General features: G+C 73.2%; 11 protein-coding genes. 7 read left to right on the top strand and 4 right to left on the bottom strand.

Going from position 1 to position 12038, the window contains the following annotated elements; all coding sequences use genetic code 11:
* The first annotated feature begins 609 nt into the window (after positions 1 to 609).
* From EYA84_RS16140 to ahcY, 6 genes are all read left to right on the top strand, one after another.
* Complete coding sequence (locus tag EYA84_RS16140) at positions 610 to 1989, top strand: phosphomannomutase/phosphoglucomutase (RefSeq protein WP_131053898.1); 1380 nt, start codon at positions 610 to 612, stop codon at positions 1987 to 1989.
* A 62-nt stretch (positions 1990 to 2051) separates the two neighbouring features.
* A complete protein-coding gene (locus EYA84_RS16135) occupies positions 2052 to 2234 on the top strand; it encodes a Trm112 family protein (protein ID WP_013731721.1) in 183 nt (60 codons plus the stop codon).
* Complete coding sequence (locus EYA84_RS16130; protein WP_131053897.1) at positions 2231 to 3427, top strand: SIS domain-containing protein; 1197 nt, start codon at positions 2231 to 2233, stop codon at positions 3425 to 3427. Before EYA84_RS16135 ends, EYA84_RS16130 begins: the two co-directional genes overlap by 4 nt.
* Before the next feature lie 79 nt (positions 3428 to 3506).
* Complete coding sequence (locus tag EYA84_RS16125; protein ID WP_131053896.1) at positions 3507 to 4460, top strand: cation diffusion facilitator family transporter; 954 nt, start codon at positions 3507 to 3509, stop codon at positions 4458 to 4460.
* Between the two features lie 3 nt (positions 4461 to 4463).
* Complete coding sequence (gene manA / locus EYA84_RS16120; protein WP_131053895.1) at positions 4464 to 5627, top strand: mannose-6-phosphate isomerase, class I; 1164 nt, start codon at positions 4464 to 4466, stop codon at positions 5625 to 5627.
* Between the two features lie 291 nt (positions 5628 to 5918).
* Positions 5919 to 7418: an adenosylhomocysteinase gene (gene ahcY, locus EYA84_RS16115; protein ID WP_131053894.1), complete on the top strand. Its 1500-nt coding sequence runs from the start codon at positions 5919 to 5921 to the stop codon at positions 7416 to 7418.
* A 115-nt stretch (positions 7419 to 7533) separates the two neighbouring features.
* On the opposite strand, the gene EYA84_RS32980 is transcribed toward ahcY, so the two are convergent.
* Positions 7534 to 7692 (bottom strand): hypothetical protein, encoded by a 159-nt coding sequence (locus tag EYA84_RS32980; RefSeq protein WP_162854366.1) that lies wholly within the window; start codon positions 7690 to 7692, stop codon positions 7534 to 7536.
* Positions 7692 to 8768, bottom strand: coding sequence for an RDD family protein (locus tag EYA84_RS16110; protein WP_236145791.1), 1077 nt, complete (start codon positions 8766 to 8768; stop codon positions 7692 to 7694). Before EYA84_RS16110 ends, EYA84_RS32980 begins: the two co-directional genes overlap by 1 nt.
* Positions 8769 to 8809: 41 nt before the next feature.
* Between EYA84_RS16110 and EYA84_RS16105 the strand changes: the two genes are divergently transcribed.
* On the top strand, positions 8810 to 9778 hold the full coding sequence (locus EYA84_RS16105; RefSeq protein WP_131053893.1) for a stage II sporulation protein M: 969 nt from the start codon (positions 8810 to 8812) through the stop codon (positions 9776 to 9778).
* Between the two features lie 27 nt (positions 9779 to 9805).
* On the opposite strand, the gene EYA84_RS16100 is transcribed toward EYA84_RS16105, so the two are convergent.
* Both EYA84_RS16100 and EYA84_RS16095 read right to left on the bottom strand, forming a co-directional pair.
* Complete coding sequence (locus EYA84_RS16100) at positions 9806 to 11116, bottom strand: DUF58 domain-containing protein (RefSeq protein ID WP_131053892.1); 1311 nt, start codon at positions 11114 to 11116, stop codon at positions 9806 to 9808.
* Entirely contained in the window at positions 11113 to 12036 is a 924-nt protein-coding gene (locus EYA84_RS16095; protein ID WP_131053891.1) for a MoxR family ATPase, read from the bottom strand. The genes EYA84_RS16100 and EYA84_RS16095 overlap by 4 nt, the downstream gene beginning before the upstream one ends.
* Positions 12037 to 12038: the final 2 nt, after the last annotated feature.

Genomic DNA, 12038 nt, shown 5'->3' with positions numbered 1-12038 from the left:
GTGTTCCGCCGGTGCCGCCCGGTCCGGTGCCGCCGGCGTCTCCCGGGCACGTGTACGGCACCGCACGGCCCGCCGCGCCCCGGGTCTACGGCGCCCCGGCGTCGCCGCGCCCGTCCGGCGGTCTGTACGGCGCCCGGCCGGAGCCTGGTGACCAGCCCCACACGTCACCACCGGCCGCCACCGGCTCCGCGATTCCGCCGGTGTCGGCTCCGCCCGTGTCGGGCTACCCGGTGGTCTCGCCGGTGTCGGCCCCGCCCGTGGTCCCGCCCGTCTCGGCCCCGCCTGTGTCCGGCTACCCGCCGGTGATCCCGCCGGTGTCGGCTCCGCCCGTGTCGGGATACCCGCCGGTGTCGGGCTACCCGGTGGTCTCGCCGGTATCGGCCCCGCCGGTGATCCCCCCGGTGTCGGCGCCGCCGACGGCCCCGCCGGTCTCGGCGCCCCCGGTGGCGTCGACCTCGGGCCAGACCGGGTCTGTGGCGGTGCCGGGACGGCCGGAGGGTGGGGACGAAGACGAACCGGGGCGCGGGCTCTCCGGCTGAGCCGGGACGGGGCCCGGCGCTCCGTTACGCTCAGGTGCGTTGACCGACCTGCGGCCGAGGAGTGGAACCGGTGTCTGATCTGTCCCAGATCGTGAAGGCTTACGACGTCCGTGGGACGGTGCCGGACCAGTGGGACGAGCGGGTGGCAGGTGCTCTGGGCACCGCCTTCGCGCAGATGCTCGACGAGGCCGGCCCGCCCGGCGAGGCCGTCCTGATCGGGCACGACATGCGGGCCTCCGGGCCGAAGCTGGCCGAGGCCTTCGCCACCGGCGTACGCGCCGAGGGGCGCCCGGTCATCGAGATCGGACTCGCCTCGACGGACATGGTCTACTACGCCTCCGGCGCGCTCGGGCTGCCCGGCGCGATGTTCACCGCCAGTCACAACCCGGCGCAGTACAACGGCATCAAGATGTGCCACGCGGGTGCCCGTCCGGTCGGACAGGACAGCGGGCTGGCCGAGGTCCGGGACCGGGCACAGGCCCTGCTCGACAAGGACGAGCCGCTCGGTGAGCCGAGCGCCCCGGTCGAGCGCCGGGATCTGCTCGCCGCGTACGCCGCGCACCTGCGCACGCTGGTGGACCTCTCCGGCATCCGGCCGCTGACCGTGGTGGTCGACGCGGGCAACGGCATGGGCGGGCACACCGTGCCGAGCGTGCTCGGTGACGCCGCGTTGTCGGCGCTGCCGCTGCGGATCGTGCCGCTCTACTTCGACCTCGACGGCACCTTCCCGAACCACGAGGCCAACCCGCTCGACCCGGCCAACCTGGTCGACCTGCAACGCGCCGTGGTGGCGCACGGCGCCGACATCGGGCTGGCGTTCGACGGTGACGCGGACCGCTGTTTCGTCGTCGACGAGCGCGGCGAGCCGGTCTCGCCCTCGGCGATCACCGCGCTGGTCGCGGCCCGGGAACTGGCCCGGCACCCCGGTTCCACGGTGATCCACAACCTGATCACCTCGCGCGCCGTACCGGAGATCATCCGGGAGCACGGGGGTGAACCGGTGGTGGCCCGGGTCGGGCACTCGTTCATCAAGGCCGAGATGGCCCGCACCAACGCCGTCTTCGGTGGCGAGCACTCGGCGCACTACTACTTCCGGGACTTCTGGTTCGCCGACACCGGGATGCTGGCCGCGATGCACACCCTGGCGGCGCTCGGTGAGCAGCCGCTGCCGCTGTCCACGCTGGCCGCCGAGTACGAGCGGTACGTCGCCTCGGGGGAGATCAACTCCACCGTACGGGACCAGGCCGCGAAGGTGGACGAGGTGCGGGCCGCGTACCCGGACGCCGAGGTCGACGAGTTGGACGGCCTCACGCTGCGCTTCCCCGACGGGGCGTGGCTCAACCTGCGTGCCTCCAACACCGAGCCGTTGCTGCGGCTCAACGTGGAGGCACCGACCGCCGGGCGGATGACCGCCCTGCGCGACGACGTGCTGGCCGTGGTTCGCCGATAGGATCGCTCGCGCCGGTCGGCACCGTCGATCGGTGAAGCCGCATACGTGGAAGGAGCCGCGCAGTGGCCCTCGACCCGCAGTTGCTGGAAATCCTCGCCTGCCCGGACACACACCATGCACCGCTCGACTACGACGCGCAGGCCCAGACGCTGACCTGCACGGAGTGCGGCCGGATCTTCGAGGTCCGTGACGACGTGCCGGTGCTGCTGCTGGACGAGGCGCGCGGCCCCGCGGAGCGGTCGTGATCGACGGAACGGCCGGCGTCAGCGGCCACCGCCATGCCGACGACCGGCTCCTCGACGACCCGCAGGCGCTGGCCGAGCGGGATCCGGGCGGGATGCTGCGGCACACCGCCTCGGCCGGCGCACAGGTCCGCGAGTCGGCGGCCCTGGCCGCCGAGGCCAACCTCGGCGTCCTCGGCGACGACGGACGACCCCGGGCGGTCGTCATCGCCGGCATCGGCACGGCCGGGCGGACCGGTGACGTGCTGGCCACCGTGGCCGGGCCACGGTGTCCGGTGCCCGTCATCGCGCACCGCAGCGCGGGCGTACCCGGCTGGGTCGGCGCGGCCGACGTGGTGATCGCGATCAGCGCCTCCGGGCGCAGCCCCGAGGCGCTCGGCGCGGCCGAGGCCGCCCACCGTCGCGGGGCCCGACTGGTCGCGGTGGCCCCACCGGACTCGCCCCTGCACTCGGTGGCCGAGCGGGCCCGTTCCCCGTTCATCCCGGTGCCGAGGCGGGCCCCGGCCCGGGCCAGCCTCTGGGGACTCACCGTGCCGGTCCTGATGGCCGCGCGGGCCCTCGGCCTGGTCAAGGTGAACGAGGCGGACCTGGCCGAGACGGCGGCCCGGCTGGACGCCGACGCCGACCGATGCCGGCCGACCGCCGAGTCCTTCGTCAACCCGGCGAAGTCGCTGGCGCTCGGCCTGGCCGGGTCGATCCCGATCGTCTGGGGATCGTCGCCGCTGGCGTCGGTCGCCGCCCGCCGTTTCGGCGACACGCTCTCCGCCAACGCCCGGTACCCGGTGGTCACCGGCGCGCTCGGCGAGGCGGGCCGGGGACGCGTCGGTCTGCTCGACGGCGTGTTCGGCGGCCTCGCGGAGGGGGACCGGGACATCTTCGCCGACCCGGACGACGCCGAGGACGGGGACACCCGGCTGCGGTTGGTCCTGCTGCGCGACGGGGGTCTGAACGCCGAGGACGACACCGACGAGCCGCACGCGGTCGAGGAACGACGCGCGGAGGCGGTGCAGACCCTCGCCGAGCGACGTGGCGTACGGTGCGACGTGGTCACCGCCGAGGGCGGCTCGGCGCTGGAACGACTGGCCTCCCTGGTGGCGGTGCCCGACTTCGCGTCGATCTATCTGGCGCTGGCGCACGGCCTGGACCCGATGGCGGTGCCGGCGATCACCGAGATGAAGGAGCTGTCCAACCAGTGAGCGAGCGCAGCGAGCGAGCCGGCCGGCCCGGTGACCCGGCTCCTCGCACCGGCTGCTCACGTCGCGGGAGATCCGGGGCGTGAGCAGCCAGGGTGGCACACGGGCGATCGTCGCGGCGCTGCTGGCCAACCTCGGCATCGCGGTGACGAAGTTCGTCGCGTACCTGCTGACCAGCTCGTCGTCGATGCTGGCCGAGTCGATCCACTCGGTCGCCGACACCGGCAACCAGGCGCTGCTCCTGCTCGGCGGCAAGCGGGCCCGTCGGGCGGCCACGCCGCAGCACCCCTTCGGCTACGGCCGGGAGCGCTACGTCTACGCCTTCCTGGTCTCGATCGTGCTGTTCAGCCTCGGTGGTCTCTTCGCGCTCTACGAGGCATGGCACAAGTGGTCCGACCCACACGGCATCACCAGTTGGCAGTGGGTGCCGGTGACGGTGCTGCTGGTGGCCATCGTGCTGGAGTCCTTCTCCTTCCGCACCGCCATCGTCGAGTCGAACCTGGTCCGGGGACGGGAGTCGTGGACCAGGTTCATCCGCCGCTCCAAGGCGCCCGAGCTGCCGGTGGTGCTGCTGGAGGACTTCGGCGCGCTGGTCGGTCTGGTCTTCGCCCTGTTCGGGGTGGGTATGACGCTGGCGACCGGGGACGGCCGGTGGGACGCGGCCGGCACCGCGATGATCGGGTTGCTGCTGGTGACCATCGCGGTGGTGCTGGCGATCGAGACCAAGAGCCTGCTGCTCGGCGAGGGAGCGGAACCGAGCGAGGTGGCCGCCATCGAGCAGGCGGTCACCGCCGGTCCGGAGGTGGAGCGGATCATCCACATGAAGACCCTCTACCTCGGTCCCGAGGAGTTGTTGGTGGCCGCGAAGGTCGCGGTGGCGCGCTGCGAGACCGCCGAGGAGGTGGCTCGGAACATCGACGCGGTGGAGGCCCGGATCCGGGCCGCCGTGCCGGTGGCCCGGGTGATCTATCTGGAGCCGGACGTGTATCACGCGGATGCGGGGCCGGCGGAGGCGTCCGGTCGACGGGAGAGCTGACCGGTGGAACTGCTGCACGGACCGATCAAGGACTACGCCTGGGGCTCCCGCTCGGCGATCGCCGCACTCCAGGGGCGGCCGGTGCCCAGCGACGGGCCGGAGGCCGAGCTGTGGCTGGGCGCGCATCCGGGCGCGCCGGCCACCGTGTCGCGTGCGGACGGTCCGGCGACGTTGATCGACGTGCTCACCGTCGACCCGGGCCGGTGGCTCGGCCAGCCGGCGATCGACCGGTTCGGCGTACGCCTGCCGTTCCTGCTCAAGGTGCTGGCGGCGGAGGCACCGCTCAGCCTTCAGGCGCACCCGGACGCGGAGCAGGCCCGGGCCGGTTATGCCGCCGAGTACGCCCAGGCCGATGGGGTGCGCAACTACGTCGACCCGTTCCACAAGCCGGAGTTGCTGGTGGCGCTCGGGCCGATGGAGGCGTTGTGCGGGTTCCGGGACCCGGCGGTCTCGGCGAAGGTGCTGGCCGGGTTGGGCGTACCGGAGCTGCGGCCGGTGCTGGACGCGTTGAGTGCCGGGCCGGCGGGCCTGGCCGAGGCGGTCCGCACGCTGTTGACCTGGCCGGAGGCGGAGCGGGAGGCGCTGGTGACGGCGGCCCGGACGGCGGCGGTGACCGGCCCCGACGCCGACCTGGTGGCGATGCTGGCGCAGACCTATCCGGCCGACCCGGGGGTGCTGGTCGCGCTGCTGCTGAACCGGGTACGCCTGGCCGAGGGCGAGGCGATCTGGATGCCGGCCGGCAATCTGCACGCCTACCTGCGGGGCACCGGCGTGGAGGTGATGGCGGCCAGTGACAACGTGCTGCGTGGTGGCCTCACCCGCAAGCACGTCGACGTGGCCGAACTGCTGCGGGTGCTCCGGTTCGAGGTGCTGGACGAGCCGGTGGTGCCGTCACGACCGGTCTCCGACGGGGTGGTGACCTGGCCGGTGCCGGTGCCGGACTTCGCGTTGCACCGGGTGACCGTGCGGGGCGACCGGCCCGGGGTGACGCTCACCGTGCCGGGGCCGCGCGTCCTGCTCTGCACCATCGGGGAGGTCACCGTGGCCGACGCCGTCGCGCCGGTGACGCTGGGTCGTGGGCGGGCCGCGGTGGGGCCGGCCGACGGTGGTGCGCTGACGGTGCGCGGCGCGGGCGAGGTCTACGTCGCCTCGACCGGCTCACTCTGATCCCGGCAGTCCAGGATCCGCGCATCTCGCTGAAACGGCAAGTCCGACTTTCCCGAAATCGCTTGACTCGCGTCTAGCGCAGTGTGACTCTATGGGTGCGCAGCGTTATCGCGACGAAGGTCCGAGAACGCGCGGGGGAACCAAACCGGGGGGATGCACGGGGCGGGCGGGACTGGGCGGCACACGTCCACGACCGACCGCCCCGTGTGCTGTCCGCAACCAGGCCGTCCCGCAGCGGACAGCGCGCGTAAGGTTGGTGGTTGCGCAGCACATCGTCCGACAGGAGCATTCATGACCAGCACCCTCCCGGCGTCCGGCAGCGGAACGTCGTCCGAGGCCCGCCCGCGTACCCTCGCCGAGGGCGACTACAAGGTGGCAGACCTGTCGCTCGCCGAGTTCGGGCGCAAGGAGATCCGTCTCGCGGAGCACGAGATGCCCGGCCTGATGGCGATCCGTCGTGAGTTCGCCGAGGCGCAGCCGCTCGCGGGCGCCCGGATCACCGGCTCGCTGCACATGACGATCCAGACCGCCGTCCTCATCGAGACGCTGGTCGCGCTCGGCGCGCAGGTCCGCTGGGCGTCCTGCAACATCTTCTCCACCCAGGACCACGCCGCCGCCGCGATCGTGGTCGGCCCGGACGGCACCCCCGACGCACCCTCCGGTGTCCCGGTCTACGCCTGGAAGGGCGAGACGCTGGAGGAGTACTGGTGGTGCACCGAGCAGGTGCTGGCCTGGCCGGACGGGCACGGGCCCAACATGATCCTCGACGACGGCGGCGACGCCACCCTGCTGGTGCACAAGGGTGCCGAGTTCGAGAAGGCCGGCGCGGTGCCGCCGGTCGAGTCCGCCGACTCCGAGGAGTACGCGGTCATCCTCGGCCTGCTGCACCGGACGATCGCCGAGGACGGCGGACGCTGGACCCGGATCGCGGCCGACATCAAGGGCGTGACCGAGGAGACCACCACCGGTGTGCACCGGCTCTACGAGATGCACCGCAACGGCACGCTGCTCTTCCCGGCCATCAACGTCAACGACTCGGTGACCAAGAGCAAGTTCGACAACAAGTACGGCTGCCGCCACTCGCTCATCGACGGCATCAACCGCGCCACCGACGTGCTGATCGGCGGCAAGATGGCGGTCGTGCTCGGCTACGGCGACGTGGGCAAGGGCTGCGCCGAGTCGCTGCGCGGCCAGGGCGCCCGGGTCGTGGTGACCGAGGTCGACCCGATCTGCGCGCTCCAGGCGGCGATGGACGGCTACCAGGTCGCCACCCTGGAGGACGTCGTCGAGCAGGCGGACATCTTCATCACCGCCACCGGTTGCTTCGACGTGATCACCAACGAGCACATGGCCCGGATGAAGCACCAGGCCATCGTCGGCAACATCGGTCACTTCGACAACGAGATCGACATGGCCGGTCTGGCCAAGCGCTCGGACGTCACCCGGGAGAACATCAAGCCGCAGGTCGACCTCTGGACGTTCGACGACGGGCACTCGATCATCGTGCTCTCCGAGGGTCGTCTGCTGAACCTGGGCAACGCCACCGGTCACCCGAGCTTCGTGATGTCGAACTCGTTCGCCAACCAGACGATCGCCCAGATCGAGCTGTTCACCAAGACCGACGAGTACCCGATCGGCGTGTACGTGCTGCCCAAGCACCTGGACGAGAAGGTCGCGCGGCTGCACCTGGGCGCGCTCGGCGCCAAGCTGACCACGCTCACCAAGGTGCAGGCCGAGTACCTCGGCATCAGCCAGGAGGGCCCGTTCAAGCCGGACCACTACCGCTACTGACCGACGCGTACCGGGCCGGGTCGACCTCAGGTCGGCCCGGCCCGGTCGTTCGTCTCCAGGCCGGGTCAACGGGGCCGGCGGCCCCACGGCCAGCCGAGTCAGCGCGGCACGTGGGTCAGCGGGGCGGATTCTGGCGGCGGGTGGGCCGGACCCAGGTCCAGACGCACCAGGCCAACCAGGTCAGCGAGACCACCGCTGCCAGGCTGCGCAGACGCAGCGCGCTGAGCAGCAGCACCAGCCCGAGCACGGCCAGCCACGGCAACAGACCCCTCATCAGGTCCTCCCGGGTGTGCCCTGGACACCGGGCACCGGCGTCTGGTCGGACTCGACGAGCGTGGACGGTCGTACCGCCGGCCGGTTCTGGGTCGGCACCGGCGCTCGCGGCGGTTCCGGCGGGACGGCGCCCGGATGCCCGGGGACGGCGGGCCGTGGCCACGGTACGCCGAGCGGCGCGCTCACCGGGCCGTCCGGCCGGTCGGCGTGCGGCAGCAGGCCGAGCCGGGGCCAGAGTGCGGCGGTGAGCACCCGGTCCTCGGCCAGCCGGTGCCGGGCCCGCCGGTGCCGTTCACCGAGCACGGCGGCCAGGTAGACCGCCGCCGGCAGTCCGCCCGGTGGCGGCGGGGCGATCACCGTGGCGACCTCCCGCCACAGCCGCGACGCCAGGTCGTCGGAGGCCGCACCGGTGAACAGGTGGGCCCGGGCCAGGTACTGCCGGGTGGCCAGCGCCAGCTTCGGATCGAGCCGGCTCAGGTCCAGGGTGTACGTCCACTCCCGCAACGCCGGCACGGTGGCCGGGACCGGACGCCAGGACGTCGCGGTGCGGGTGTGCACGACCAGGGTGCCCGCCACCAGGTCACCGAGACGCCGCCCCCGGGTGTCGCTGAGCATCACCGTGACCCCGGCCACCCAGGACAGCAGCGGCAGCACCAGACCGGGCCACTCGACGGCCACCCCGACCAGCGCCCGGGCCAACGACTGGCGCAGCCCGACCGGGGCGCCGTCGACGCTCACCACCCGCAACCCCACCGCCGCCTTGCCGGGGGTCCGGCCGTGGTGGAGCTGCTCGAACAGCACCGGGTAGCCCACCAGCAGCAGCACCACCCCGATGGTGAGCAGCGCCCGTTCGGTGGCCGCGTCGATCGCGCCGTGCGGCAGGGCGGCCAGACCCAATCCGACGATGGCGGCCAGCAGCAGGCCGAACAGCAGTTGGATCAGCACGTCGAGCAGCAGCGCGAGCACCCGCGAGCCGATCCGGGCGGCCCGTACGTCCAGCTCCACCGCCTCACCGCTGACCAGCTCGGCGTCGCCCCAGGCCGGGGCGTTCCACGGTCGCGATGCTGCTGTGCTCACCCGCACAGTGAACACTATGATCGCGCGGACGGGGGTGGACGGTGGATCTCGACGCGTACGTCGCCGAGCACGGCGGGGAGTGGCGCCGGCTGGACCAGCTCTCCGGCCGCCGACGACTGACCGTCGACGAGGTCGACGAACTGGTCGCGCTCTACCAGCGGGCCACCACCCAGCTCTCCATGCTGCGCAGTCGCTCGCCCGATCCGGCCCTGGTCGGTCAGCTCTCCCAGGTGGTGCTCCGGGCGCGGGCGCGCCTCACCGACCGGCCGCGTCCCTCGTGGGCGATCGTCCGGCGGTTCGTGCTGGTGGACTTCCCCGGTGCGGTCTGGCGCGCGGCACCCTGGTGGTGCGCGGTGGCGACCGCCTTCACGCTGCTCACCTTCACCCTGATCGGGTTCGTGGCGGACAATCCGGAGACGGCGGCGGCGTTCGTCGGCGAGGCGGAGGCCGCCCACCTGGTCGAGTCCGGCTTCGCCGGCTACTACACCGAGTTCTCCGCGCCGACCTTCGCCTTCCACCTCTGGACGCACAACGCCTGGCTGGCCGCCAAGTGCCTGGCGGCGGGTGTGCTGGTCGTCCCGGTGGTGTATCTGCTGTGGCAGAACGTGGTGAACATCGGCGTGGTCGGCGGCGTCATGGTCGGGTACGGCCGGGGGGACGTCTTCTTCGGCCTGATCACCCCGCACGGGCTGCTGGAACTGACCGGGGTGTTCGTGGCCGCCGGAGTCGGGTTGCGTCTCGGGTGGGCGTGGATCGCGCCGGCGGAGCAGCTCACCCGGGGACAGGCGGTGGCCCGGGCGGGTCGCGACGGCGTCGTGGTGGCCCTCGGCCTGGTGGTGGTCTTCGCGATCTCGGCGCTGATCGAAGCCTTCGTCACCCCCGCCCCGGTGCCGACGGCTCTGCGTATCGCCGTCGGCGCCACCGCCTGGCTCGCCTTCCTCACGTACGTCTTCGTGCTCGGCTCCCGGACCAGGGGCGCCGCTGGCGATTCTCCTGCCGTGCAGCACTGAGGCGCTCGTCGGCGGTTGCCGGGCGGATCAGAGTTGGCCGGTGAACTTGAGCCGCAGGTAGGCGTCGGTCAGCGCGGCGGCGAGCTGTGGCGCGGGAGCGTCGATGACGGTGACGTCGTGGCCGGTCAGGGCGGCCGTGAGTCGGTCACGTTCGGCGAGCGTGCGCCAGGCGGCGGCGGCCGTGTAGGCGTCCTCGACCTTCCGGGGCGGCCCGGTGGTGAGCGTGGCGAGCACCGGGTCCTGGGCTGCTGCCACCACCACCCGGTGCCGGGCGGCCAGCCGGGGCAGCACCGGCAGCAGACCCTCGCCGAGGGCGCCGGGCTCCAGCGCGGTGAGCAGGACGACCAGGCTGCGTGGACGGTGCCGGCGCAGCAGCTCGCCCGCGATCAGACGGAAGTCGGTCTCCACCAGGGCGGGTTGCAACGGCGCCAGCGCGTGCGCCAGTCGGCTCCACTGCGCCGGTCGTTCGGCGCCGCTGACCGACGCCCGGGGCACGGCGTCGGCGGCGAACACGTCGACCCGGTCACCGGCCCGGGTGGCCAGTGCGGCGAGCAGCAGCGCCGCCTCGATCGAGGTGTCCAGCCGAGGCTCGTCCCCGAGGCGCACCGCCGACGTCCGTCCGGTGTCCAGCACGCAGACCACTCGTCGGTCCCGCTCGGGGCGCCAGGTCCGGACCAGCACCTCGCCCCGGCGGGCGGTGGCCCGCCAGTCGACGGACCGCACGTCGTCGCCGGGCACGTACTCGCGCAGCGTGTCGAACTCGGTGCCCGCGCCGCGTCCCCGGCCGACCTGGCGGCCGTCGATGACCCGCAGCCGGGCCAGCTTCTCGGGCAGGTGCCGCCGCGAGTCGAAGCGGGGCAGCACCCGCAGGGTCCACGGCGGTGTCACCGGTCGACCGCTCCACTGCCGGAACGCCAGCCCGAGCGGCCCGAGCGAGCGGACCGTGAGCGTCACGGCGGGCCGGTCACCCCGGCGGGTCGGGGTCAGCCGGCTGGGCAGCGCTACCACCGTGCCGGGGGCGACCTGCACCACCCGGTTCGACGGCACGTCGGGCCGGGCCCCGGCCGACGGCACCCAGGCGTCGCGGACCTGGGCGCGCAGCGGCCGACCGGAGGGATTGCCCAGGTGCAGGACGACGGTGGCGGTCCCGCCGAGTCGGACGGACCGTTCGCCCTCCCGCGAGGCGGTGAGCGACCGTAGCGGCGCGGCGAGCGCGAGATCCACGACGAGCAGCAGCAGGACCGCACCGACCATCACCGCCACCCCGACGAAGGGAGCCGGCCACAGCGGCAGGGTCAGCGCGCCCACCGCGAGCAGCGCCGCCGCCCGCCAGGTCATCGCGGGGTCGGCACGGTGGCCAGCACCGTGTCCAGTACGGCGTCGACCGCGACACCCTCCAGTTCCGCCTCGGGGCGCAGCCGGAGCCGGTGCCGCAGGGTGGGCCGGGCCATCGCCTTGACGTCGTCGGGCACCACGTGGTCGCGGCCGCTGAGCCAGGCCCACGCCTTGGCGGCGCCGAGCAGACCGGTGGCGCCACGGGGCGAGGCGCCCAGTTCCAGCGCGGGTACGGCCCGGGTGGCCCGGCACAGGTCGACGATGTACCCGAGCAGCGGCTCGGCGACGTGCACCCGGCTCACCGCCGCGCGGGCCGTGGCGAGGTCGGCGGCACCGGCCACCGGGCCCACACCGACGCCGGCCAGGTCGCCCGGGTCGAAGCCGGCATGGTGGGCGCGGAGCACCCCCAACTCCTCGTCCCGGTTGGGCAGCGGCACGGTCAGCTTGAGCAGGAAACGGTCCAGCTGGGCTTCCGGCAGCGGATAGGTGCCCTCGTACTCCACCGGGTTCTGGGTGGCGACGACGATGAACGGGTCGGGTAGGCCACGGCGCTCGCCCTCGACGGTGACCTGCCGTTCCTCCATCACTTCGAGCAGCGCGGACTGGGTCTTCGGCGGGGTCCGGTTGATCTCGTCGGCGAGCAGCAGGTTGGTGAAGACCGGTCCTTCGCGGAAGGTGAACGCCGCGGTCCGCGAGTCGAAGACCATCGAGCCGGTGACGTCGCCGGGCATCAGGTCCGGGGTGAACTGCACCCGCCGGGCCGTGAGGTCCAACGCGGCGGCCAGCGTACGCACCAGCAGCGTCTTGGCCACCCCCGGTACGCCCTCCAGCAGGACGTGGCCCCGGCAGAGCAGCGCGACGACGAGGCCGGCGACGACGGCGTCCTGCCCGACGACCGCCTTGGCCAGGTCTCTTATACACATCT

It is taken from the genome of Verrucosispora sp. SN26_14.1 (genome assembly GCF_004307965.1).
Lineage (GTDB): Bacteria > Actinomycetota > Actinomycetes > Mycobacteriales > Micromonosporaceae > Micromonospora.
This window is presented reverse-complemented; position numbering and strand designations above follow the sequence as displayed.

Bases quoted from the DNA above. Each gene is read 5' to 3' on its own strand.
- EYA84_RS16100 (WP_131053892.1), bottom strand. From the start codon at position 11,116: ATGACCTGGCGGGCGGCGGCGCTGCTCGCGGTGGGCGCGCTGACCCTG.
- ahcY (WP_131053894.1), top strand. From the start codon at position 5,919: ATGACCAGCACCCTCCCGGCGTCCGGCAGCGGAACGTCGTCCGAGGCC.
- EYA84_RS16095 (WP_131053891.1), bottom strand. From the start codon at position 12,036: ATGTGTATAAGAGACCTGGCCAAGGCGGTCGTCGGGCAGGACGCCGTC.
- EYA84_RS32980 (WP_162854366.1), bottom strand. From the start codon at position 7,692: ATGAGGGGTCTGTTGCCGTGGCTGGCCGTGCTCGGGCTGGTGCTGCTG.